At 58.0% G+C, this 24,041-nt stretch carries 23 protein-coding genes; 12 read left to right on the plus strand and 11 right to left on the minus strand.

Going from position 1 to position 24,041, the window contains the following annotated elements; genetic code table 11:
- Positions 1-61: 61 nt before the first annotated feature.
- The gene (locus Q0915_RS28025; RefSeq protein ID WP_299483048.1) at positions 62-967 is read left to right on the plus strand and encodes a LysR family transcriptional regulator; all 906 of its coding nucleotides are present in this window, start codon (positions 62-64) and stop codon (positions 965-967) included.
- On the opposite strand, the gene Q0915_RS28030 is transcribed toward Q0915_RS28025, so the two are convergent.
- The 3 genes from Q0915_RS28030 to Q0915_RS28040 are packed head-to-tail and all read right to left on the minus strand — an operon-like array spanning position 909 to position 3,349.
- Complete coding sequence (locus Q0915_RS28030; RefSeq protein WP_299483045.1) at positions 909-1,841, minus strand: 3-methyl-2-oxobutanoate hydroxymethyltransferase; 933 nt, start codon at positions 1,839-1,841, stop codon at positions 909-911. The two genes, Q0915_RS28025 and Q0915_RS28030, sit on opposite strands and share 59 nt — an antisense overlap.
- A 30-nt stretch (positions 1,842-1,871) precedes the next feature.
- Complete coding sequence (locus Q0915_RS28035) at positions 1,872-2,486, minus strand: HD domain-containing protein (protein ID WP_299483020.1); 615 nt, start codon at positions 2,484-2,486, stop codon at positions 1,872-1,874.
- Positions 2,483-3,349 (minus strand): phytanoyl-CoA dioxygenase family protein, encoded by an 867-nt coding sequence (locus Q0915_RS28040; protein ID WP_299482969.1) that lies wholly within the window; start codon positions 3,347-3,349, stop codon positions 2,483-2,485. Before Q0915_RS28040 ends, Q0915_RS28035 begins: the two co-directional genes overlap by 4 nt.
- Positions 3,350-3,445: 96 nt before the next feature.
- Here Q0915_RS28040 and Q0915_RS28045 point away from each other — a divergent pair, with 96 nt between their 5' ends.
- Positions 3,446-4,336 (plus strand): LysR family transcriptional regulator, encoded by an 891-nt coding sequence (locus tag Q0915_RS28045; RefSeq protein ID WP_299482966.1) that lies wholly within the window; start codon positions 3,446-3,448, stop codon positions 4,334-4,336.
- Here Q0915_RS28045 and Q0915_RS28050 read toward each other — a convergent pair.
- Positions 4,333-5,664 carry an MFS transporter gene (locus Q0915_RS28050; RefSeq protein ID WP_299482963.1) on the minus strand — a complete coding sequence of 444 codons (1,332 nt, stop codon included), beginning with the start codon at positions 5,662-5,664 and terminating at the stop codon, positions 4,333-4,335. The two genes, Q0915_RS28045 and Q0915_RS28050, sit on opposite strands and share 4 nt — an antisense overlap.
- A gap of 301 nt (positions 5,665-5,965) precedes the next feature.
- On the opposite strand from Q0915_RS28050, the gene Q0915_RS28055 reads away from it, so the two are divergent.
- Genes Q0915_RS28055 through Q0915_RS28085 form a run of 7 tightly spaced genes read left to right on the plus strand, consistent with a single transcriptional unit; the run spans position 5,966 to position 13,437 of the window.
- Positions 5,966-7,087: a ring-hydroxylating oxygenase subunit alpha gene (locus tag Q0915_RS28055; protein WP_299482960.1), complete on the plus strand. Its 1,122-nt coding sequence runs from the start codon at positions 5,966-5,968 to the stop codon at positions 7,085-7,087.
- Positions 7,084-8,619: a choline-sulfatase gene (gene betC / locus Q0915_RS28060; protein ID WP_299482958.1), complete on the plus strand. Its 1,536-nt coding sequence runs from the start codon at positions 7,084-7,086 to the stop codon at positions 8,617-8,619. Before Q0915_RS28055 ends, betC begins: the two co-directional genes overlap by 4 nt.
- Entirely contained in the window at positions 8,616-9,410 is a 795-nt protein-coding gene (locus tag Q0915_RS28065) for an SDR family oxidoreductase (RefSeq protein ID WP_299482956.1), read from the plus strand. Before betC ends, Q0915_RS28065 begins: the two co-directional genes overlap by 4 nt.
- A complete protein-coding gene (locus tag Q0915_RS28070) occupies positions 9,407-10,342 on the plus strand; it encodes a 3-keto-5-aminohexanoate cleavage protein (RefSeq protein WP_299483419.1) in 936 nt (311 codons plus the stop codon). Before Q0915_RS28065 ends, Q0915_RS28070 begins: the two co-directional genes overlap by 4 nt.
- 10 nt (positions 10,343-10,352) lie before the next feature.
- Positions 10,353-11,771, plus strand: a complete 1,419-nt coding sequence (locus Q0915_RS28075; RefSeq protein WP_299482953.1) for an aminobutyraldehyde dehydrogenase — start codon at positions 10,353-10,355, stop codon at positions 11,769-11,771.
- Complete coding sequence (locus Q0915_RS28080; RefSeq protein WP_299482950.1) at positions 11,771-12,505, plus strand: SDR family oxidoreductase; 735 nt, start codon at positions 11,771-11,773, stop codon at positions 12,503-12,505. Before Q0915_RS28075 ends, Q0915_RS28080 begins: the two co-directional genes overlap by 1 nt.
- The gene (locus Q0915_RS28085; RefSeq protein ID WP_299482947.1) at positions 12,505-13,437 is read left to right on the plus strand and encodes a 3-hydroxyacyl-CoA dehydrogenase NAD-binding domain-containing protein; all 933 of its coding nucleotides are present in this window, start codon (positions 12,505-12,507) and stop codon (positions 13,435-13,437) included. The genes Q0915_RS28080 and Q0915_RS28085 overlap by 1 nt, the downstream gene beginning before the upstream one ends.
- Here Q0915_RS28085 and Q0915_RS28090 read toward each other — a convergent pair.
- The 3 genes from Q0915_RS28090 to Q0915_RS28100 form a co-directional block, all read right to left on the minus strand.
- Entirely contained in the window at positions 13,415-14,446 is a 1,032-nt protein-coding gene (locus Q0915_RS28090) for a GlxA family transcriptional regulator (protein ID WP_299482943.1), read from the minus strand. The genes Q0915_RS28085 and Q0915_RS28090 overlap by 23 nt on opposite strands.
- Before the next feature lie 49 nt (positions 14,447-14,495).
- Entirely contained in the window at positions 14,496-15,278 is a 783-nt protein-coding gene (locus Q0915_RS28095) for an AraC family transcriptional regulator (protein WP_299482940.1), read from the minus strand.
- Between the two features lie 220 nt (positions 15,279-15,498).
- Positions 15,499-16,383, minus strand: a complete 885-nt coding sequence (locus Q0915_RS28100) for a LysR family transcriptional regulator (RefSeq protein WP_299482937.1) — start codon at positions 16,381-16,383, stop codon at positions 15,499-15,501.
- A gap of 283 nt (positions 16,384-16,666) precedes the next feature.
- Between Q0915_RS28100 and Q0915_RS28105 the strand changes: the two genes are divergently transcribed.
- Genes Q0915_RS28105 through Q0915_RS28115 form a run of 3 tightly spaced genes read left to right on the plus strand, consistent with a single transcriptional unit; the run spans position 16,667 to position 21,006 of the window.
- Positions 16,667-17,272: a hypothetical protein gene (locus Q0915_RS28105; protein ID WP_299482934.1), complete on the plus strand. Its 606-nt coding sequence runs from the start codon at positions 16,667-16,669 to the stop codon at positions 17,270-17,272.
- A 60-nt stretch (positions 17,273-17,332) separates the two neighbouring features.
- Positions 17,333-20,275, plus strand: coding sequence for a DUF4062 domain-containing protein (locus Q0915_RS28110; protein WP_299482931.1), 2,943 nt, complete (start codon positions 17,333-17,335; stop codon positions 20,273-20,275).
- Complete coding sequence (locus Q0915_RS28115) at positions 20,272-21,006, plus strand: M50 family metallopeptidase (RefSeq protein WP_299482928.1); 735 nt, start codon at positions 20,272-20,274, stop codon at positions 21,004-21,006. The genes Q0915_RS28110 and Q0915_RS28115 overlap by 4 nt, the downstream gene beginning before the upstream one ends.
- Before the next feature lie 87 nt (positions 21,007-21,093).
- On the opposite strand, the gene Q0915_RS28120 is transcribed toward Q0915_RS28115, so the two are convergent.
- The 4 genes from Q0915_RS28120 to Q0915_RS28135 all read right to left on the minus strand — a co-directional run bounded on the left by Q0915_RS28120 (position 21,094) and on the right by Q0915_RS28135 (position 23,975).
- Complete coding sequence (locus Q0915_RS28120; protein WP_299482925.1) at positions 21,094-21,276, minus strand: hypothetical protein; 183 nt, start codon at positions 21,274-21,276, stop codon at positions 21,094-21,096.
- A 1-nt stretch (position 21,277) separates the two neighbouring features.
- Positions 21,278-22,441: an aromatic ring-hydroxylating dioxygenase subunit alpha gene (locus Q0915_RS28125; RefSeq protein ID WP_299482922.1), complete on the minus strand. Its 1,164-nt coding sequence runs from the start codon at positions 22,439-22,441 to the stop codon at positions 21,278-21,280.
- Entirely contained in the window at positions 22,434-23,024 is a 591-nt protein-coding gene (locus Q0915_RS28130; protein ID WP_299482919.1) for a TetR/AcrR family transcriptional regulator, read from the minus strand. The genes Q0915_RS28125 and Q0915_RS28130 overlap by 8 nt, the downstream gene beginning before the upstream one ends.
- Positions 23,025-23,234: 210 nt before the next feature.
- Positions 23,235-23,975 (minus strand): cell cycle transcriptional regulator TrcR, encoded by a 741-nt coding sequence (locus Q0915_RS28135; protein ID WP_299482916.1) that lies wholly within the window; start codon positions 23,973-23,975, stop codon positions 23,235-23,237.
- Positions 23,976-24,041: the final 66 nt, after the last annotated feature.

The following is a 24,041-nucleotide window of genomic DNA, read 5'->3' on the forward strand; positions in this document are numbered from 1 at the left end:
TAGATTGATGCACTGATGCGACTAGCGGCCGCAAATGCATCGTATTAATGACGAAAATGAAATGATTATCGAAGACCTCGTTGACGCGCGCATTCTCGTCGAACTGCACAAGAAGCTGAGTTTCGCCGAAGCCGCAAAAGCCCTCGCCATTCCGCCTGCGACAGTGAGCAGGCGCCTAATGCGCATGGAAGACCGGGCAGGTTTGCGTTTGTTTGAACGGACGACGCGCATGGTGCGCCCAACCGAGGCGGGGGTTCTCGCCGTGAACCATGCCGAGCGCATGGTTGCCGAAGTCGATGCCGTCGAACGGTCGCTGTCCTCAATGCGCGATGCCCCCGTCGGCACCGTCCGGATTACAACACCATCCATATTCGGACAGGCACTTTTGGGACCGATCGTATCCGCATTTCTCGATACCTACGCAGACTGCGATCTGCAGATTGACCTTTCAGACACGCACACGAATATCGTCGAAGATGGCTATGACGCGGCGATCCGCGTCGGTCCGATCGTCGATGAATCGCTTGTCGCCAGAAATCTCGGCAGCGTTCGCGCCGCACTTTACCGACGCAGTGGCGCACCGCAAGTCGATGTAGAAAACCTTGAGCAGCAATCCGTTGCCCTGCTGCACAGGGGCATGAAAGCTGAACCATCTTTGCAACTGGTATCGCAAGACGGCGAAAAGCGCCTTCTCACCGTAAAGCCCCGCCTGGTTTGCATGAACCCCTGGCTGCTGCGCGACGCCGCGTTATCCAGTGACGTTGTCACTGTGCTTCCGGAGCTGATTGCTGCACAGGAAGTGAAAAATGGCCGATTGTTCCGGGTCGCCACCGGCTGGTTTGCGCGACAGGTTCCGGTCAATCTCGTCTACCAGCCACAACGCCTGATGCGCCCGGCCGTGCGCGCATTTATCGACACGGCTCTCGACAGGATCCCGTTGTTGATCGCAAGCGTGGAAGCCGACTGAGACAGTTATGCCATCCGCGCAGCCTCACCGGTGCGTTGGCGTCCATTTGTCGAGCGTTTCCAGAAACTTCTCCAGCTCGCCGGTACGCATGCTCACATTCGTTTCGGCGTAAGGGAATTTCCGGGCCGTGACTTCCTCGTGGAACCTGCCGAGGGCAGCGAACACGCTCTTCATGGATTTGCCTGTGCAGGCGGCCGACATTGCCGAAGGCATAAGCATGTTTTGGAGGCGTATCTTCTTCGCTTGCCTCGCCGCAGATGTCGGCGACAAACGAAAAGATGGCATCGCCAGCATTTCCCGATCCAAGTGAAAAGGTGACGATTGTGGTCTTTTCGTTCACAGCTGCCAGAACTTCCTCGGCGATGCATTCCGCTTCCACGGCAAATACGCCTGCGTCTTCCATCCGCTTGAGCGTCTCGTAGATCTTCATGGCCTCATCGGCCGTCCGGCCCCAGGCACGAAGACCGCCGCAATGATGGCTGAAGGTCGGAATGAGACCTATGTGGCTCTGCACCGGGATGCCCTCCCGGGCCATGCGCTCCATGACATCGAAGGACCGCAGCGTATAGTACATGTCGGCGCCGTCGCGCATGGTCTCATAGGCGTGGGCGACGATTTCATCCTCCGATCCGAACTGAGCCCAGGTCGACCCAGCCCCGGTGAAATGATGCGGCGCGATCCGGCGAACATCTGTCATCTGGTCGGCACCGACGACAAACAGGTCGATGCCGGCCTCGACGCAGGCCTGCAGCTCGTCGTTGTTTGCCGGATTGGCCATGGAGAGTGTGCGTCCCGATCCCTTGAGCGCACGCAAATCCGCAACAGTGTAGTTGCGCTTCGCCGGCGTCCGGCTGAAGTCGTAAATCCTCTTCATGTCAGGTCAACTTTCCAGGTTGTCCGATTGTCAATCGGCCTTGAATCTGGCGGGCAGACCCGTCACCTCGTTTTCGCGGATCACAACGGGATCGTAAGCCTTGCGGGAAAAGACCTCCCGCACCATTGGCTCGAATGTCTCCAGAGGTTCGCATGGATAATCCGGATCGAAACTCGACTGGTCCCATTGGTCGCAGAACGTGGCGCATGTCTCAAACAGCGGATGATCGCGGTAACGATCTCGCGCATTGCGGTCCCATCCATAGTGATGGCCGAAGTAAAGCGTCTGGAAGATCCCGTGGTGTTCGACGGTCCAGGCGACCTCCCAACGCACGAATGGGCGGATCACCTCCGCTGACATCTTGTCATGGTTTTGCGGCGCAAGACCGTCACCGACATCATGCAGGAGCGCGCCGACGACCCAGTCGATATCCACGCCGTCCCTGAGGGCACGTGTGCCGGACTGAAGCCCGTGCTCCAGGCGGGTGATCTTGTATCCCTCGAGCGTCGCATCTCCGGCGCGCCTGAGTTCTTCAAGCACTCGGTCCGCGGTCAGCGCGAGGAACGGCTTTTCAAGCCGCTCGAGAAGCTCATAATCCTCACGGGTACCGTCCTTCATGGCGGTGAAGCTGACAGTCTGGCTCACTTGGCCTCTCCTTTTGCGTACATGCCGACACTTTGTTCTGCGCCTTCGGACAAGGTGGCAGATTGCCCTGCAAGTATACGATCGTAAAGTGCAAGGTCAGCCGGGTGGAAAAGTGCACGCGGACCCGCAAGACAATCCCAGCCGCCGGCGGGAATCTCTCCACGCACAGGCAGCGCCCAATCCCGCCCAGGCGCGTGATCGCGAACTGCAGGCGTCACGTAGCGAATGGCCAGACCGATCCTGCGGTCGGAACTGTAATTGACACCGGACGCATGAAAACATCGGCCGTGATGGAGCGACATCTCACCCGGCCGGAGCGGTCCGGCCACGGCCTTGGTTTCGTCGACACCGGCAATCGCCTGCCCTCGCGAAAGCAGGTTGTCGGCGTCAAACGTGTCTTCATGACGAGCTATGCTGCCCTTGTGGCTGCCCGGAATGAAGCGCATGCAGCCTGCCTCAACCGACACGTCGGAAAGCGCAATCCAGGCGGTCACCTCGTCGTCGGTCTCGCCCATCCCCCAATAGGTGATGTCCTGGTGCCAGGATACTGTCTTCATGCTACCCGGTTCCTTGATGAAAAGTTCAACCGACCACGCCAAAAGGTCAGGTCCGAGAACTCCTTCAACAGCGTCCAGGACCACGGGTGTACGTGCAAGCTCGGCCAGAAACGGGATCACCACATGTCCGTTGACGCGGAAAAACTGCGCCAGGTCGTGTCCACCAGCGCCCTCCGAGTGGTCTGCCTCGAGTGTTTCGATCCGGCTTCGTATTGCCGCAACCTCAGCACGGGTGAAGATCGGAAGTCCGGCAACAAACCCGTTCCGTCGATAATCGCTCAGGTAGCCCTGGCCGGGATCAAGCATGAAATCCTCCTCATTTCGGCTTCAAGCTACAGCGAATGATTTTGTTGAGAAGACAGATCTCTTGCCCACGAGGATAAGCTCAGCTTACTCTGAATTATGACAAAGCGTATTCCCTCCCTTAACTGGCTTCGTGTCTTCGAAGCTGCGGCGCGAACCGGCAGTTTCGCGCGCGCTGCGGAGCTACTGGCGATGTCTCCGCCTGCCGTCAGTCAGCAAATTCGAGCACTCGAAGCTCACCTGGGCCGGCCACTTTTCAAGCGTGCTGCCGCTGGCGTTTCACTGACGGAAGCCGGGCGCAGTCTTCTCGGTGTCGTCGGCGAGGCATTGGGACGGATGGAATCGGCCGCCGCCGCCTTGGCTGCCCCGGGTGCCCCTCCACTGGTCGTTGGTGTTTCCCTCGCTTTTTCAATCGGGTGGCTTGCGCCTCGTTTGCCCGAATTCATATCCGCCAACCCGTCCGTGACGATTGAGCTCTATTCCCTTCTCGGCCGCCCGGAGACGCCCCCGAGACAGGCAGCCTTGTGGATTGCGTTCGGACCACCCCCACCGGGAACGGACGGCATCGCCCTTTTTGGTGAGCGGCTTGTTCCGGTCGCCCATCCTGATATTGCATCGCGTATTACGGCCCTTGAGGATATCTTGAACCATCCGGTCATCGAGGTTGCCGATCACAGGAGAAACTGGGCGCAAATGTTCGGCTGGGATGTGCTGCCACCCGACGCGCGCACCCTGTTTGTCGACACGACCCTCACGGCACTCGCGTTCGCCGCTGCCGGTGAAGGTGTGGCATTGGCCCGCCCACCCGCAAGCGACGATCTGGTGCGACGTTACAACCTCAAGCCGTGCCTGCCCGGACTGCACATACAAGGCGTCGAGCAGTACCACCTCCTTCACCTTGCAGGCGCGGAACTTGGTCCCGAAGCAAAGGTGTTTCATGCATGGATCAGTGGTGAAGCCGAAAAGACACGAATTTCGTCGGGGTTCTAATTCCCGCTCCCTGAAACGACGGGTTCGACCTGTCTGAGGGAACTTGCCACAAAGGCTGCCGCCCCGATGATCACTGCGGATAAAAGAAACACCCAGGGTCCGGCCCAGGTGTAAAGCAGTCCGCCACATATAAGCCCGACGATACTTGCAGCAGCCCCCAGACTGCTCGCAAGACCCTGTACGGCGCCCTGCATTTGCTCGCCGGCAAACTTGGAAAGAACGGCAGTGAAGGTCGGCCACATCACGCCATTGCCCAGAGCAATGAAGAATGCGGCTGCGTAGATACTCCAAGTGCTGTTCGACAACAGAAACACGAAGCCCAGACCAAGGAGGAGGCCGCCTCCGGTAACAAGGGCACGTTGCGATATTTTCCCGGACAGACGCGCCAGCAGCGGCCCTTGAACGAGCATCATCCAAAGGCTCAGCACCGCAAAGAAAATGCCGGTATCGGTGACGCTCCAGTCAAGCCGCGTTGCCGCGTGGACCGGGAAGGCGATATAGAAAAAACTGAAGCCCAGCATGACGAGAAAGTTCACCGACATGAGTTGCGGCATGAAAGGCAATTTCAGGATATCGGTCCTGGCCGTTTCAGTGCAGCCTTTCAGCCGATAGACTTCCTTCGTTTCCTGACCGAACACCTTGCATGCGTTTGCAAGGCCTGGCTTGTTCTTGAGTATTTCAGCCCGGCTCTCCGACAGGCCATAGACGATCAGGACACTGGCAACGATGGAAATGAGAAGCGCGGCGATCACCGGCAGCATTTCGGCATAGACCGTGGCGCCGAGCAGTCCGGCAAGTGCGGGTCCGAGGATGAAGCCGGCATTTGTCGACATGGCCATCCGGCCGAAATTCTCCGTGCGGTGCTCTTCATCGGTGATGTCGGCGAGATAAGCATTGGCAACCGATACATTGCCGCCGGTCAGGCCGTCGGCCGCGCGGGCGACGAACAGGACAATCAACGGCAGCGTAAGCGTGAATTGCCCAAGGAGCGCGTTGTCGACGCTCATCAGCGCACCAGTCGGCAGAAAAAACGCAAGCAGAAATATGAACCAGGACAACATGGTCCCCAGCTGGGACAGCAAGAGTACCTTTCGGCGTCCGACCTGATCGGACCATTTCCCAAGAATGGGCGCGCCTATGAGCTGAAACGCGGAATAGGTGGCTGCCAGTGCGCCGTAGACAATCGCGTTGCCGCCCCACTTTGCGACCAGAAACACCATGAAAGGCACGACGATCGAAAACCCCAGTGTCCCGACAAAGTTCACCGACAAAATGGGGAGGATCGGCGTTCCGCGACCTGGATTTGAAATGGACACGTCAACCGCCATTGCTCACTTGCTCCTGCCTCATGCGAACCATGAACGGGTCTCTGCAATTCAACGGCAAAGATAGCGCGCACCCGGAAAAATCACAGCCATCCGGACCGTAAAGACCTCTAACACGAAAAGAGACTAGTTTGGCCGACGAGGCGCGGCCTTTGTGCTTTTAGCTTGGCGCACGATCTGAGAAACGGCTTCAATAGGTGTCTTCGCCCAGCATGTCCAAAAAAGATAATGCAATGACCAAAAATGTTTGGCTGCATTCGCCTCGAAAAGGCAAGCTTGAAGCTGGCCCTGGGAGGTGTGCAACGTGTCCAAGCAAATCGAGATTTCGTCCGGCTATGACCCTGATCCGTCCCGATCCAATTCGCTGCTTGCGTCGGCCTACACCGATGCCGGCTGGTTCGACGCAGACCTGAAGTCGATCGTCGCCAGGACGTGGCAATGGGTCTGCCATGTGGAGAAAACGCGGGAACTCGGGTCCTACGTGACAACGGAAATCGCAGGCAATCCGATTGCGGTTGTGCGCGGAAAAGACGGCGTCCTCAGGGCGTTTTACAATGTGTGCAAGCACCGCGCGCACGAGCTGCTGTCGGGCGAGGGCGTGACCACCCGGATCATGTGCCCCTATCACGCCTGGGTCTACCGGCTGGACGGGCAACTCGCCCGCGCGCCGCATACAGAAACACTTAAGGAATTCGACACCAGCGCAATCTGCCTCGATGAGATCCTGGTCGAAGAATTCTGCGGCTTCGTTTTCGTCAATCTCGACCCGCAGGCCGTTTCCTTGTCGAAACAATCGGGCGATCTGGAAACGGAGATCCGCCACTGGGCGCCGGACGTCGACAAGCTGACCTTCGGGCATCGCCTCACCTACGACATCAAGTCCAACTGGAAGAACGTCGTCGACAATTTCCTGGAATGCTACCATTGCCCGACGGCTCACAAGGATTTCTGCGACCTCGTCGACATGGACACCTACAAGGTGACAACACACGGCATCTATTCCAGTCACATGGCCGATGCCGGCAATGCTTCCAACCGTGCCTACGACGTCTCGAATGCAACGGTCAGAACGCATGCCGTCTGGTGGCTCTGGCCGACAACCTGCCTGATGCGTTATCCGGGCAGGTCAAGCATGATCGTTCTGAACATCGTCCCCGCTGGTCCGGACCGCACGCTGGAAACGTACGATTTCTTCCTGGAGACACCTGAGCCGAATGACATGGAACGCGACGCCATTCGCTATCTCGATGAAGTCCTGCAGGTTGAGGACATCGGTCTGGTTGAGAGCGTTCAGCGGGGAATGAGCACCCCGGCTTTCACTCAGGGCCGGATCGTCCATGATCCCGGCGGTTCCGGCAAATCGGAGCACGCCGTGCATCATTTCCATGGGCTCGTGCTGGACGCATATGCGCGGGGGGCCGCGTGAGGCCGCCCAACATTGTAGTGGTCATGGCGGACCAGCTGGCACCGCATTTCACGGGTGCCTACGGCCACCCCGTTGCCAGAACACCGAACCTTGACGCACTTGCCGAACGCGGCATGCGCTTTGATGCGGCCTACTGCAATTCACCGCTTTGCGCCCCGTCCCGCTTTGCGTTCATGTCGGGTCAGCTGATCAGCCGCATTGCGGCCTATGACAACGCATCAGAATTCAAAGCCTCGATCCCGACTTTCGCGCATTACCTCAAGTCCCTGGGCTACAGAACCTGCCTTTCTGGCAAAATGCACTTCGTCGGCCCGGATCAGATGCACGGATTTGAGGACCGGGTCACCACCGACATCTATCCGGCTGATTTCGCCTGGACACCTGACTGGGAAGCGCCGGACGAGCGCATCGACAAGTGGTACCACAACATGCAGACCGTCAAGGAAAGCGGTGTTGCGAGTGCCACGTTCCAGATCGACTACGACGATGAAGTTGGGTTTGCCGCAAAGCGCTGGCTATTCAACGTTGCGCGCGATAAGGCCTCGGGAAACGATGCCCCGTTTGCCCTGGTTGCCTCTTTCATCCATCCGCACGACCCTTATGTGGCGCGGCCCGAATGGTGGGATCTTTACGAAGATGACGACATCCCGATGCCCGACTATGTCCCGGAGTTGGAGCAGCAGGACCCGTTTTCACGCCGGTTGCTTGACGGGATTGAGGCATCTTACGTCCCGCTCGAAGAAGAAGAGGTGCGCCGTGCCCGGCACGCCTATCTTGCCAATGTCAGCTACTTCGACAGCAAAATCGGCGAAATTGTCGAAACACTCACGGAGATCGGAGAACTCGACAACACCGTAGTGATCGTGACCGCGGACCACGGCGACATGCTGGGTGAGCGCGGCCTCTGGTACAAAATGAACTTCTTTGAGAACTCTGCCCGCGTTCCCCTGGTTATGGCTGGTCCCGGCGTCGCCAAAGGAACAGCCGGCAATGCGTGTTCCCTCGTCGATCTTCTGCCGACTTTCATCGAGATCGGGGGCGGCACTCCGGATATGCTCGGAGACCCCATAGACGGCCGCAGCCTCATGCCGCTGGCCAGGGGCGAAGCGGACCCGGTGGATGAGGCGATCGGCGAATACTGCGCGGAAATGACAAGCTACCCGGTGATCATGATCCGCCGCGGAGCGATGAAGTACATTCATTGCGACTACGATCCGCCGCAGCTCTACGACGTGAAGTCCGATCCTCAGGAAAGACGGAATCTTGCCGGCGACCCGAAGTACCACAACATCGTGGCGGGTTTTCAAAATGAAATCGCCCGGCGCTGGAACGGCGAGGACCTTCGCAGGAAGATCATGGCAACACAGAAGTCGCGCCGGGCACTTCACGCAGCGATGGAGGCCGGCGCAAGCGAGCCCTGGGACTACAACCCGCCTTCTGACGCCAGCCGGCAATATGTCAGAAACCACATGGATTGGACCGTGGCCGCAAGCCGCTACCGGTACCCGCCCAGAAAGGACCCGACCGAATGATGCTGGATGGCAAGATTGCATTGGTAACCGGCGCAAGGGGCGGAATCGGCCGGGCGATCGTGGCCCGGTTCGTTAAAGAGGGCGCAACGGTCTTTGCAGCCGACCTGACACCGGAAGGCTCGCTTGCGGCGCATGTCGAAGACGGCAGTCATTTCGTGAAACTTGACGTCACGCACGAAGCAGACGCGGTTGCAGCGATGGATCGCGTCCGGGAAGAACACGGACGACTCGATATACTTGTCAACGCTGCCGGGATCGAGATCGAGAAAACCATCGAGGAAACGTCTCTGGCTGAGTGGAACCGGTCCTTTGCGGTCAATGTCACCGGAACGTTTTTGACTTCGAAATATGCCCTGCCGCTTTTGCGGGAAGCCGCCAAGCTTGGAAAAAGTGCAAGCCTCATAAATTTCGGTTCCTATGACGGCTTCATCGCCGATCCCGGGCTGGCCGCCTATTGCGCGACAAAAGGCGCTGTCCACGCGCTGACCCGCGCCATGGCTTGCGATCACGGTCCGGAAGGCATCCGCGTCAATGCGATCTGCCCTGGCTACATCGATACACCGATGCTGCAGAGTTTCTTCAACGGCGACGGGTCCGGTGGCGGTGGCGGCAATATCGAAACCCTGCAGAAAGCAGTGCGTGACGTGCATCCGATGCGCACTTACGGTACGCCGGAAGACATCGCCAATCTGGTCAATTGGCTGGCATCCGACGAAGCGCGCTACGCCTCCGGGCAGCTCTGGGTTCTGGATGGCGGCCTGTCGGCCCAAGTTCAGCAAATGAGACTCTGATGCCCAAATCCGTCATCATTACCTGCGCCCCCACCGGTGGCATTCATACGCCGTCCATGTCTCCCCATTTGCCCGTCACACCGGCCGAAATTGCCCGGGCCAGCATCGAGGCGGCGGAGGCCGGTGCGTCCATTATTCACCTGCATGCCCGCGACCCCGAAACCGGCAGGCCCGATCCAAGACCGGAGATTTTCCAGCAGTTTCTGCCCGTTATCAAACAATCGACAGAAGCGGTGATCAACGTCTCGACAGGCGGCGGCCTTGGTATGACGATGGACGAACGCCTCCTCGCCGCAACCACCGCCAGTCCGGAAATGGCGTCGCTGAACATGGGGTCCATGAATTTCGGCATCTTCCCGATGCTTCAGAAATACACTGAGTTTCAGCACGACTGGGAGCGTCCCTTCCTGGAGATGACCGAAGATTTCATCTTCCCCAACACTTTCAGGACCATTCGGTACGCCATCGAGAAACTGTCGGGTGAGCACGGAACCCAGTTCGAATTCGAGTGCTACGACCTTGGGCACCTCTATACGGTGAAATGGTTCGTCGATCAGGGACTGATCAAACCGCCCTTCTTCATCCAGATGGTTTTTGGAATTCTCGGCGGAATGGGCGCTGACCTCGACAACCTGGTTTTTCTGCACAAGAAAGCCGACAAGTTGTTCGGACCCGAAAACTACGAATGGTCGGTGCTGGCCGCCGGGCGTCATCAGATGCCGTTTGCCACGCAAAGCGCGATGCTGGGCGGCAATCTCAGGGTTGGCCTGGAAGACAGCCTCTTTATCGGCAAGGGCGAGCTGGCAACGTCCAACGCCCAACAGGTCAAACGCATCCGGGACATTCTGGAAAATCTGGGCCTTACCGTCGCAACCCCATCGGAAGCCCGTCAGAGGCTGGCCCTCAAGGGTGGCGACCGGGTCGGATTCTAGGGAGCAAGAAATGCAAACGCGCATGTTGATCGACGGGGAGCTTGTGGACGGCACAGGCGACGCCCTGAGTGTCCTCAATCCGGCAAGCGGTGAGACCATCGCTGAGGTCAGGGAAGCAGGTGAAGAACAGGTAGAAGCCGCGGTCAGAAGCGCCGCTGAGGCCTTTGAAACCTTCTCAATGACATCGCCGGCCGAACGTTCCGAGCTGCTTTTGCAGATCGCAGCGGTGATTGAAACCCATAGCCAGGAACTGGCCGAACTGGAAAGCCTGGATGTCGGCAAACCCTGGCCCTCCGCCCATGACGACGAGATGCCGCTGACAATAGATGTGTTCCGCTTTTTTGCCGGGGCCGCCCGGACGATGACGGGATCGGCGGCGGGCGAATACGTTGCCGGACACACGTCCATGATCCGCCGGGACCCAATCGGTCCTGTCGCGGCCATCGCGCCCTGGAACTATCCGCTGATGATGGCCTCCTGGAAACTGGCAGCGCCAATCGCGGCAGGGTGCCCTGTGGTTTTGAAGCCATCTGAAATCACGCCTTTGTCGACACTCCATCTCGCCGGTCTTTTGCAGGACGTCCTGCCGAAAGGCGTATTGAACATCATCCACGGGCGCGGGCCGACGATCGGCGACAGGCTCATGAACAGCTCGCAGATGGAGGCAATCAGCGTCACCGGTTCTCCGGCGACCGGCATGGCGGCGATGCGCGCAGCGTCCAACAAGATCCGGCACGTGCACCTGGAGCTCGGCGGAAAGGCCCCCGTCATCGTCTTTGACGACGCCGATCTTGACGCCGTTGCCGAAACCATTCGCTACGGCAGTTATTTCAACGCAGGCCAGGATTGCGCGCAGCCCTGCCGCGTTCTGGTGGCCGATAGCGCTTACGAGCGCCTCGTCGCGGCGATTGCGGGCCAAGTGGGACAGATCAAGACAGGTGCCCCAAAGGATGAAGGCACCGAGATGGGGCCTCTCGTGTCAGCCACGCAAAGAGACAGGGTCTCAGGCTTTGTCGAACGCGCCCGGACTGGAGCCGAAATCGTACTGGGAGGAAATGCGGGAAGCGGCCCCGGGTTTTTCTTTGATCCCACTGTCATCGCCAATGTGGACAATTCTTCAGAAGTTGCCTGCAACGAAGTCTTTGGCCCGGTCGTCACGATCTCGCGGTTCTCCGATGCGGATGAAGCCCTGAAAATTGCGAACACAGGGCCGTACGGTCTTGCGTCTTCGGTCTGGACCCGCGATGTCGGCCTTGCCATGCGCATGACTTCCAGGCTGCGCTACGGTTTCACCTGGGTAAACACCCATGGTGTTGCGACACCTGAAATGCCCTGGGCTGCCATGAAGGGATCGGGCACGGGCTGCGACATGTCCGTCTATGCCCTCGATGCCTATACCGCGATCCGCCACGTGATGGTGGCGCACTGATGCGCCTTGCCTCAAAGAAAGCTTTTGTCACCGGTGGCAGGCAGGGGATCGGCAGGGGCATCGTCGACGCGTTTCTTGCCGAAGGCGCTGACGTTGTTACCTGCGGCCGTGGTCCGAAACCGGACGACCTGGAGACGGAGTGGCTGACGCTGGATGTCTGCGATCCAAAGGCGGTCGCGGATACAATACAGTATCTCGGCGCGTTCGATGTTCTGGTCAACAATGCCGGCGTTCAGGTGGAAAAGACTGTTGTCGACAGCACGGACGCGGATTGGGATCTCGTGATCGATACCAATGCGCGGGGTGTCTTCAATCTGTGCCGGGCAGCAATCCCGCACATGCGTGAGGGCGGGTCGATCATCAATCTTGGGTCGATCTCCGGCACCGTCGCCGATCCGTCGATGGCGCTCTACAACGCTTCAAAGGCTTTCGTCCACGGCCTGACACGATCAATTGCAGTCGACCACGGCCCGAAGATCCGCTGCAATGCGATCTGCCCGGGCTGGATTGAAACAGGGATGCTGGATGCAGGCTTCGATCTTGCGAACAATCCGGCCCGGGCAAAGACGGATGCCATCGCCCGTCATGCCGTGAGACGGTTCGGGAAGCCGGCTGACATCGCGGCCATGGCTGTCTGGCTTGCCTCGGACGAGGCCGGCTTCGCGACCGGTCAGCTCTTTACGATCGACGGCGGCATGACCGCTGCATCCCCGCTCAATCCAGGACTGTTCTGATGGCCGGAATCTCTCATGTTGCGGTATTGGGTGCGGGCGTCATCGGCGCAAGTTGGACCGCGCTTTTCCTCGCGTCAGGCCGCAGCGTTTGTGTCCACGATCCGGATCCGGACGCGGAAAGGAAAGTGCGCAGCTATATCGAGACAGCCTGGCCTTCCCTGGAAACGCTGGGGCTGACGAAGCGTGCCACGCCCGATGCGCTCTCGTTTGCGGATACGTCGGCAAACGCTGTTGAGGGCGCGGATTTCATCCAGGAAAACGTGCCAGAACGCCTGCCGGTCAAACACGCGACCTATCGTGATATTGAGCCGGTCCTGTCAGGGAACGCGATTGTCTCAAGCTCCACCTCAGGCCTCACGCTGGAAGACCTGCAAGCAGGCTGGAAGGACCCGGGCCGGCTGGTCCTCGGCCATCCGTTCAATCCACCCCACCTCATTCCGCTGGTGGAACTCACCGCCAACGACAAGACAGCAGCGGATGTACTGGACAGGACCGAAGCGTTCTACGAGGACATCGGCAAGGTCACGATCCGCATCAGGAAAGGTCTGCCCGGACATGTAGCCAACCGGCTTCAGGCGGCAGTCTGGCGGGAAGCCGTCTTCATGGCGATGGAAGGTGTTGCCAGTGTCGAAGACATCGACAAGGCAATGTGGGCAGGCCCGGGTCTAAGATGGGCCGCGATGGGACCGACCATGCTGTTTCATCTGGGCGCGGGCGATGGCGGACTTCAGGCCTTTTGCGACCATTTCAGAGAGACATTCAACGGATGGTGGGAAAACCTTGGCGATCCACGCCTTGATGATGAGGTCATCAAGCAACTTGTTGCAGGCATGAAAGATCAGGCGAAAGGCCGGGACCCCCGCGAACTTGCCAAGATCCGCGACGAGATGCTCGTGGCCCTGCAGGCGGCTAGCCGTCCATATCGGACCTAGCTTTCGGGCTGTGCATCGGCCAGGCGCGAAACTCGAACGGCACTCTGCCTTCGATGCGGTCGGCACCGGGCGCCAGCCCGAAGCGTTGTTTGTAGGCCCGGCTGAAATGCACCTGACTGTTGAAGCCCGACGCCGCGGCGACCTCACTCAGTTTCATTTCGGTCTGCGTCACCAGCCCGCGCGCCCTGTCCAGACGGATATCCCGGTAGTATTCGACGGGCGAACGGCGCACATATTGCCCAAAGAGCCGGCTGAGCTGTCGCTGTGAAACACCGAGGCGTTGACAGATGACCGGTATCGGCAACGGCTCCTCCAGATGCGCTTCCATCAGATCGATGGCACGTCTGACCGTTCCCGGCGTTGCATATCCGGTCGGCTCCGTTCCTTTCGGATTTTGAGTACTTCCCTCTCCTCGCACCTCATGATGAAAGAGATAGCGCGAAGCGGCGTTCGCAAGACTGACCCCGCAATAAGAACGCAGGAAGTGCAGCGCAATATCGGTGGAGGCCGAACCGCCGCAGCAGGTGAACACCCTCTCGTCCAGGGTGAAAAGGTTTTCCGATACCGTCGTTTTGGGCGCTATTTCTATCAGCGCATCGATGTGTTCGTAGTGCACAGTGGCGGTTTTTCCCGAAAGGAGACCGGACTTTGCGAGCACAAATGCGCCCGTGTCGAGCGCACCAACGGTTACGCCTGCGCGCATCCATTTCTTGAGTGTCCCGACAATCACGTCTGTGTAGTGACGCTCGGGCGTCCAGCTTGTGCTGACAACGACCAGAGCGGGATTGCCAATTCCGATGTCGGCCAAGGATTTCGTCTGGACCGACAATCCGCTGCTTGAGGGGATCAGCCCTCCGGTTTCGGACACGAAATCCCAGGAGAAAGTGGTGGTTCCCGTCAGGTAGTTGGCGACACGAAATGGATCGACGAACGAAGTCGTAGCCGAAACATTGAAGTGCGGCGTCACCAGCAAAACGATATGAACCGGGTCATCTCTTTCGTCGGACATGGCGAAATTTGTAAAGAAACGGCCTAAAAAATCAATGCACCGGCAGCGTCTAGCCGGCGCTCAGATACCGGCCCGGTGACAGACCGAACTGCCTTTTGAAGGCCCGTGTCATGTGGCTTTGGTCAGAAAATCCAGAGGCGGCGGCAGCTTCGGCGAGCCCTTCCCCATCAACTATCATTTCCCGCGCCCGGTTCAAACGGTACTGCATCAGATAGGCATAGGGAGTCGCCCCGATCTCACGCGCAAACGCCCGGACTGTCTGGTACTTGTTCATGCCCGCCGTCTCGGCGAGTTCGTCAAGAGTAAGCGGGTCGGACCAGCAAGAGTGTATGTGGTCGACAACGCGCAAGATGGCTTCAGGCGACCTGATCTCTTCCTGCCGGCTATCAAGAGACCTCAACATGCGGCCCAGAGCGATGCGCAGCAATTCTTCCAGCTCCGAAGCATGGGCATGTGGTTGCATGGCGACATCGATGACCGAGCGCACAATATCAGTCGCATCATCGGTGAAAACAGGCGCGCTGAATTCGAGCTGATCCGGCTTCTGATCCATGAGCTCGGCAACGGTCTCAACCGGCAGATTGATCATGCACCAGGCCCTTGGTTCGCCCTTACGGCCGAGACCGTCATGAATTTCTTCCGGGCTGATCGCAATGACGTCACCAGCATCGACACCGACGAGACCGCGGCAGCACCAGCTTTCATGCCCTTGCGTCAACATATAGCCGAACGCAAAATCGTCATGGGCGTGGCGCGGAAAACTTCGATCCGAGGTGATCGAAGTAGCGCTCACACCTGCAGTGGCTGTGTGATATCGCTTGGCCTTGTGCATATCTACGGCATTAGATCACTCGCATGATCAGCGCAAGTAAATTTACCTAGGGTCAAGAAATACAACCGGCTGGCAACTTGATCCAGCCGGTGATGGCAGTACTGGTCCTGGCATCAGGTCACCGGTGCCAATTCATTGATTAAAAGCCATAAACGGCCGCAGGACCGGTATCACGACCGCGAAAGACGCGTCCTCTGTGCCCTGCACTCCCGGCCAACGGTCACCCGCACGCAGCGACGCGGCTCTCCTCTTCATAGCGCGAGGGCGAAAACAGTGAGCCGGCATTTTCACGCAATTTCCGAATGACAGTCTGCACCCTTAGTGACTGCACGGTATCGGGATGCGCATGAATATGCAGCGTGCGCACGACTTCCGCTTCGGCGCCGCCGACACGTTTCAGATTTGGGAGTGCCTCACCCAGGCAAACCGGCAGCAGTCCCTTGCCAAGACCATTTTCGATCGCTGCGGACAGCAATCCCGGGTCATTTGCCGTCATGTGCAGGGGTTCGCCCCGCCTCCGGTATTTCTCAAGAAATTTGGCGGGCGGACGGCGGGTTGTGCATGCGTCGAGCAGCGAAACCCAGCCGGTCTCGTCAAACCGGCTGTCACGATGCGTGTAGAGCGCGAACGGGACGTCGACCAGTCTGATCGCAAATTCTCCCATTTGCGGAGGATCCTCGAACCACAGGGAAACTGTTGCCGCACTCCAGAAAGAGGGTGACGGTGCTCCGGAATTCAAGCGCACGGACAATTTTGGAAATTCATCGATCAGCGACGGAAAAAAGGTGTTGGCAAGATGCTGCAACACCCAGTGGTCTCCCATGACACGGAGTTCGCCCACCGGTTCATTTTCAGGCGAGGCAGCCTCCAGCATGTTTTCCGTGCGCCGCTCGATTTCCATGGCATCCGATACCAGTTTCTCGCCAAGTTCCGTCGGAATGATCCCGGATTTGGATCTCAGAAACAGCGGCGCACCGAGGGCTGCCTCAAGCGAGGAGAGCCGCCGGCCGACCGTCGATTGATCTATGCCGAGCATCTGTGAAGCGCGGGTCAGCGACCCCGCTCTCACCAATGCAAGCAAAATGCGTATATCGTCCCAATTCACCTTGAAATACCTCGTGAAATCAGTCGAAGTTTGCGCCAGCCGCACAAAGCGGCAGTTCGGTTCAGCGCCGGGCATTCGTGCGCCAGACACTCGAATGTTGATTTTCACAAGGCTAGTCTTTGCAAGGACACCCGGTCTTGAACATTATTGCTGATGGCAGCGTTTTTTGCGTTTTTGGATACCGCCTTGAAGCGCCTCGGGCATGGAGGGAGCCTTAAGCCCCTGATTTCGGTCGGCTAGAAACGCAATTCGGTAGAACGCCAGTTCCGGAGAAGAAAACATCATGTCGAAGTCCGTCCGCAAGATCCCCGGTCTCGCAATAACAAGCGAACGCCTGGATGAGATCACCGAACGAAACATTGTTTTGCTCCGACGGGGCCTGGAATTGCATGAGAAGTTTTGCGATGCGGCGGAAGTGCAGGAAACAGAACGCGAGCGGGCTGAACAAGCTGCGGAGGCACAAGGGAAAACACTCCCCTTCAGTGCAACCGATGAGGAAAAAGCCTGGGACGCTTTTCATGATCGCGGCCTGACGTCCATCGCGGTCGACAATCGTCATGTCTTGGAACAACTGGGTCTTGATCCGCGCCGGTCGGCTTTGTTCAAGAGCTTCCCCGAACTTCTTCAAAAGGCCTGCGACCCACAGGTTCCGGTACTTTACGACCCTTCGATCCGCCGTTTCGCGCTCAAGGAGACATGGGGACCGGCGATGCGGGTCATCAGCCACTGCCCTTGGAGCGGCAGGAAGCTGCCGCCGGACCTCGCCGACGACTGGTTTGACCTGATGGACGAACTTATGGGCACGGAGGATTGGACGACTGCCGACGCCCGCAATCGTCTCGACGCCGCGTATTTCTGCGAGGAATGGTGGATCGCACGAGGACTGTGATCCGAACATGCGTTAGTCTGCAGGTATCAATCACGGGACTTAAAACCTGCGGGCGATCAATTGGAACCGGGCCGTCAGTTAATTTCGGTGTTTCTGTCATCCACGTTCCGCGATATGCAACGCGAGCGGAAAGCGCTGGTCGAGATTGCGTTTCCCAGGCTGCGACGCCTTTGCCTGGAACGTGGAACGGAACTGCGATTTGTGGATCTGCGCTGGGGTGTCAGCGACCAGCAGGCCAGCGAAGAAGGCGTGGTGGACGCCTGCCTCTCGCAAATTGACCGTTGCCGTCCCTATTTCCTCTGTCTGCTGGGCCAGCGATATGGCTCGATCGCGTCAAGTGTTTCATTGCGTTTGAAAAGAAGGCTCCCGTGGCTGGTGGCCCACCCGACGATAAGCCTGACCGAACTCGAGATTCGATATGCCGCTCTTGAGGGAGAGGAACCGGAGCATAACAGGGCCCTGTTCTACCTGAGAGACGATGCTTGGATAAAGTCACTCGCCGAGGAAGACCGGGCTGATTACCTCGAAGCCGATACCGGGAAACATCAACGGCAATCCGCGCTCAGGCGCGAAGTTCTCGCGTCCGGGTTCCCGAGTTTCACCTACGATGATCCTCTCGTACTTGCGGACCAGGTCGTTCAGGACCTGTGGGCTGACCTTCAGGACGTTGTCGGAGCCGCGTTACCGGCCAAAGGGGCAAAACAGCCCACCTATATCGAGATCATCAACGACAAGAAGGGCACAAAGAGAGTGCAGGCCAGCCTTCTGAAATATTTCAGAAGCCGAAACGCTGCAGCGGATAATCTCGTCAGCACGCAATTCATAGATCAGCGCGGCAGGCTCAACGCAATCGACCGGTTGGGCGCTTCGGGAAACTCCGTCGTTGTTGTTCCCGGCGAGCCTGGCTCGGGGAAGTCCACATTGTTGCGTGCTTTAAAGCGGTCAGCACGGCAAGAAGGACGGTCAGTCATCGGTATTCACAGCCAGGAGGTCGGGCACCATCCGCTGAATACCTATCTCTATTGGATTCTGTCTGGAGCAACGGATGAGCCTGTGTGGAACAACAACCGGCTCGACGGTACAGCTGTCATGGATGCTTTGGCCGAAACTCGAGGCGAAGTACCGACCCTGATCGCAATTGATGGTGCTGAAAAAGAGACATTTGAAGCTTTGGCGTGGACAGCCGGCGGATTGCCGAAAGGACATCTGCTGGTGATCGCAACTTCGCGTCCTGAGGCTATTCCCGATCCGCTTCCGGCTGGCTGGAGCGTTTACAACTGCCTTCCCCCGGATCGGAGCGAGGCCAAGGTCTTCTTTGAGCAATATTTCGAACAATACGGCAAGCGGCTCGATCCCGGGCAAGTCGAATTGTTGTTGAAGGCGGCGCTCGGCCTGTCTTTTGGCGCACTGAAAAGCATGGCTGAAGAGCTAAGGGTTTTCGGTGAGTTTGAAGAACTCAATGATGCGATCGCTCAATTGGTCTTGGACAGGAACGGCATTGAGTTCCATGCAAATCTCTGCAAATGGATCATAGCCACTCTGGGAGAGGGTCTTGGCAAGTGCCTGGAGCGTCTGCTGGTCGGTCTCGCAACGATAAGGGAGGGCTCAATGCGGGATACGGAAGCCCTGGCGTATCTCGGAACGACTGAGTTGACATTTGTCCAGCTGCTTGCGGCAGCCTCGCCCCTTCTGGACGATGAAACCCCGTACATTGTGAAACTCCGGACACCGGCCATTGCCGCGGTAAAGCGGGAATTCTTGGGCACGGATGCTTTGGAGCACGCTGCCAACATGAAGATCGCCGATGGTTACGTGCAGCACCTGGTCGACGTCACCGGGGAAAAAGGCATTCAGGTCGACAACGGTAGCAGCCTCGCTCTTCGCGCTTACCATCTTGCCAAGGCCAAGGAATGGGATGCCTTCGACGAGGCGCTCAGGCCTCACGAAGGAGACAAGGCATATTTGCAAACCTTGAACCAGGCGCAGGTGCTCACGAGCGACTACGGTTCGGACCCTTGTTGGTGTTATGTGCAGACCCGAATTGGAAGGCGCTCAGAAAACAGTCTCCTCTGCGAAGGGTATTACATTCCCGGCCTGAGAGCGCTTACAGAAGCCACTGACACTGAGCTGGTGTCGAGATTTCTAGCCGAAGCACGGTACTTTGCGCTGAACACACAGGTCGACAAGATTGACCTCGGACGAGGTTTGCAGAACGCGGTAAAACTCTGCAGCAAACAGACGGCGTCGTACGGAGATGCACTTTTTGAAGGTTACTTCGCACTTGGCTGGATCGCGTTGGAGCGCGGCGAAGCTGAAAAGGCTTGCGACTGGTTTCTTGAGGCCGAGAACTACTTGCCCCCCGCAGATGAGGCATCTCTTTCCAAGATACAGTTGGAGATTAGCAAGGCCCAGGTTCTCATGGTGGTTGGTCAGCATGACGCCGCAGCCGAAATTGCAGTCGGAGCAATGAGTGCGGCATTGTCCGTTCAGATTGGGGAGCAGGAATTTGTTCACATAGCCCAGGCCTTTGCGAACACCGTACGCAACGCGCAAATGCAAACTGAGGAAATCGATAAGGTCATTGAACGCGTTCTCTTGCGGTGTGAACTCGGCTCTGACACCTCGCGGCTCGCCCGTGCAAGTCTGCTGCTTAGCTCCGGAGGCATGAAAATTCGCGACCCGTCCAGGCGGCAATATGCGCTCGCGCAATTTCAGGAGGTCAGGAAAACGATAGACTGTGATGCGGACCCGGTGATCTACGCGTCAAGCCTGGCGAATGAAGCCTATGTCCACTTGTGCGAAAACCGTTTGCAAGAGGCCGAGGCGTTTGCCCGTGAAGCAACCTCGGTAAAAGGCCCGGACCTTTCAGAGCTGCACAGGGTTCAAGCCTCGTGTTACGCAATGCTGGCAGATCTCCTTGAAAAACAGGAGCGTTTCGAAGAAGCAGAACAGGCACGCAAGGCACCTGAGGCGGCAAATACCGACAACAGCCGCACCTCTTGACGCCACTGCTTGACTTCACGCCGGCAACATGTCCTTTCACATCCATGCAGCTGCTTAAAGGCCACTGGCAACTCATTGCGATCACGGTTGTGTTGTTCCTCCTTTGGAACACACCTTTCGTGATACCCCTGAAGATACTGGTTGTTTTCCTGCACGAGCTCGCTCACGCGATTGCCACCGTCTTGACCGGCGGTTCCGTTGTGGATCTATCGGTTTCGCCGCAGCAGGGCGGTCACGTGATCTCGCGCGGCGGGAACCGGTTCATTACACTGTCAGCCGGCTATCTCGGCTCGCTACTGATCGGCATCGCCCTCTTGATGATTGCATTGCGTACCAAAGCCGATCGCACCGTTCTGGCGCTGTTCGGCTGCCTGACGCTGCTGGTCACGATCCTTTACGTGCGCGACTGGTTCGCGATTCTGTTCTGCGCGGCAACCGGTCTCGGAATGTTGGCGATCGCCCGCTATCTCAGCCGCCCGATCAATGACATGGTCCTTCGCGTGATCGGACTGTCGAGTATCATCTATGTGCCCTACGACATATTCGACGACACGATCCGCCGATCAGGCGCCCGGTCGGACGCGTATATGCTTGCGGAAGAGTTCGGCGGCCCGACTGTCTTCTGGGGTGGTCTCTGGCTGGTCCTAAGTCTCGCGGCAATCTTTTGCTGCGTCCGGTATGGACTGGGCGAAAAAAGCAATCTTTCGTTTCGCGAAGAAGCCCGGAATTGAAGCGCCTGTTTCTGCGAACTGCAGTACGGCCTGATCCATGCGCTGTTTTGGAGCCTTCGAGAGCGGCCCTCACAATTCAATCGGACCCTACGAAAATCCCGACCAGAAAAAAGATGACAGCGCGACCAGAAACCAGCCGCAGATCGTCAACCAGTAGCCGACCGGTTCTGTTTTTCGTTTGAAGCTGCGATGCAGCCAGACTTCTCCGGCGTAAAGATCATACGCAACCCAAACCAGAAGCATGATGCCAAGGATGGTCGATAGCGCCATCTCAGAGAGCCTCCTTGCGGTCCAGGTTCATCTGCCGTCGCAGGCTTTCATGAAACCAGCGGATCGGGTCTTCGGCTCCCGGTCCTTCCGAAAGCGGTCCAAAGTTGAACCCCGGCATACTTAGACCCCGCTGAACCTTCTCGCAGATCCAGATATCCTCCGTTTGAAAATCACCCGTTTCCAGTGCTGGTTTCGTCCAGTTGTCCGACGAGATGATTCCGGTTTTCTTGTCGAAGCCAGGTATGTATTTGCGCTCGTCGGTCCATTGCCAGGGACCGACCCACTGGCGCACATCAAGCTGCGTTCTACCCGGTGCCAACGGTCGCAGTGATGTGACTGACAGACCGTACGGGGTCGGAACAATCAGTGTTGCGGGAAAGAGGAAAAACACGCCACCATATCCTGGCTCGGACGCGCTGCTAATCACGCCGGTGGAGCCCGTCTCCTCCCGGATTTTCTTTGGCAGGCGGTGCCGGACCCCATCCTCGTTCGCAAACCAGATCATGTGATCACCGGCGTTTTCCCAAACGTTCTTGTCCGGTGTCGGACCGCCAAGGGTATGCTCGTGGAGATAGGCAAGGTGATATCCGTCGATCGCATTTTCGGCGAAGACCTTCCAGTTGCATTTGACGTCATAGACAAGTGGTGCGGCTTCCTTGACATCACTGGCGAAAATGTCGTGCGGCCAGACCTGATCCCTGACGGGTGCGATCCAATCATCGAACCGTGCCTGCGCATTCGGGTTCACAAAAACGAACTCCTTGAATACGCCGATTGCGGCCGGTTTGAGGGCGAGACTTGCACGGTCGAGGTCGGCGAAACAACTCTGTCTGTCCGGAACGCCGCGCAACTCACCACCGAGACCGTAGGTCCAGCGGTGGTAGGGGCAAACGATTGCACCACCAGTGTTTCCCTCGGCTGCGTCCAGCAGTGTCGCCCCGCGGTGTCGGCAAAAATTGTGAAAGGCATTCAGAGAGCCGGTCTTGTCGCGGATAACAAAAAGGGTCGCCGCACCGATGTGGACGAGCCGGTAATCACCCGGTTCAGCGAAGTCCGCGACGGTCCCGGCAAAACTCCAGGCATCTCGGAACAGGGTCTGCTGTTCCAGTCTGAACCAGTCATCGCTGAAATAAGCATCGGGTTGCAGGCGGAAAGCATCAGTCATTGCCGGCCTCCAGTGTTGAGACGAGCAGGTGGGCTGCCTGTCGTGACGAGGTTACGAAACGGTCGGAAATGCCAATCGGGTAAAGTGCTTCCACGTTGAAATAGATGCCGGAAATCCCTACCGCGGCAGCCTCCAGGTGCGAGGTGGGCGTTTCCGGATGAGCACGTACAATCTCTGCCTTCAAGTGACCCACAAAATCCGTAAGCCACTGCTGAAGCTGTGCTGCCAGCACGGCATCGTCCGGGGCGGCGGCACTCAAGGCGTTGAACACCAGGACAAGGTGAGGATTAGCGCTTTTGCGATCGAACAACACGTCCAGGAGCGTTTCGAGACGATTTGTATCCGGGAGCGACGCGAGCAAATGTTCCGTGGCGTCCCGGCTGCGCGTCAGGAACCGTTCGACAAGGGCTTCTTGAAGATCTTCCCTGTTGCCGACATTGTGCCGGATGAGCGGGCGTGCAAGACCAGCGAACTCTGCCGTCTTGCCGAGGGTTGCTCCCTCAAGCCCATAGCGCGCAACGCACAGTTCGAACGCATCCAGAATCTGCTCTCGACGGTCATCCTTGATTTCAGGTCTTGCCAAACTGCATCTCCAGTAAATTATCAGGATTGACAATCAATTTAGGAAAATACCTTTAATTGTCAAGAATGATAATTTACCTGCTCGGAGCGCGAGAAGTGCTTCTTTCCGGTTTCAAAGCACGTTTTGCGCTCATCGGGCAGGAATTCTGCAACAAAAAAACCGCCGGCTGAGGCCAGCCGGCGGTTAAACACACATTGCAATAGTGCGGTGTTACTTGGCTTCTTCGTCGCCCTCGGCGTCTTCGACGTCATCACCCTTCAGCGAATTGAGCTTCGCAAAGACGGCGTCCGCGTCGATTTCCTCTTCCTCTTCGCGCTTCACAGGCTGGCTCGGATCCAGTGAGAAAGCGGCGGCAATGGCGTCTTCACTGGTGCTGTCCTCAACGGGCATCAGTGTTTCGACCGGTTCGCCGGCGACAGGCTGCGGCGCATTCTTCGCAGCCTTTTCAACTTCCATGTCCAGTTCGAGCTGGCTGCAAAGGCCAAGCGTTACCGGGTCGGACGGTGTCAGGTTTGCAGAATTCCAGTGCGTCCGGTCCCGGATTGCCGCAATCGTCGGCTTGGTCGTGCCAACAAGGCGCATGATCTGCGCATCTTTCATTTCCGGATGGTTGCGGACCAGCCAGAGGATGGCGTTCGGACGGTCCTGACGGCGGGAAACAGGCGTATAACGCGGACCCTTGCGCTTGGACTCAGGTACGACCACCTTCGAGCCCTGAAGCTTCAGATGGTAATTCGGATCGTTTTGCGCCTTTTCAACTTCTTCACGCGTCAACTGGCCGGTCAGAATGGGATCAAGTCCCTTGATACCCTGAGCAGCCTCACCATCGGCAATGGCCTTGACCTCCAACGGATGCAATTTGCAGAACGTCGCGATCTGGGTGAAGCTCAGAGCCGTGTTGTCCACGAGCCAGACAGCGGTGGCCTTCGGCATTAGCGGCGTGTTCGCCATCGGATAAATTCCTCTCGTGTGCTCCCTCGCCCGGCAGGGCGAAAAAGCGGTGTTCTCTTTGTATTT

Source organism: uncultured Roseibium sp. (assembly GCF_947494555.1).
Classification (GTDB): domain Bacteria; phylum Pseudomonadota; class Alphaproteobacteria; order Rhizobiales; family Stappiaceae; genus Roseibium.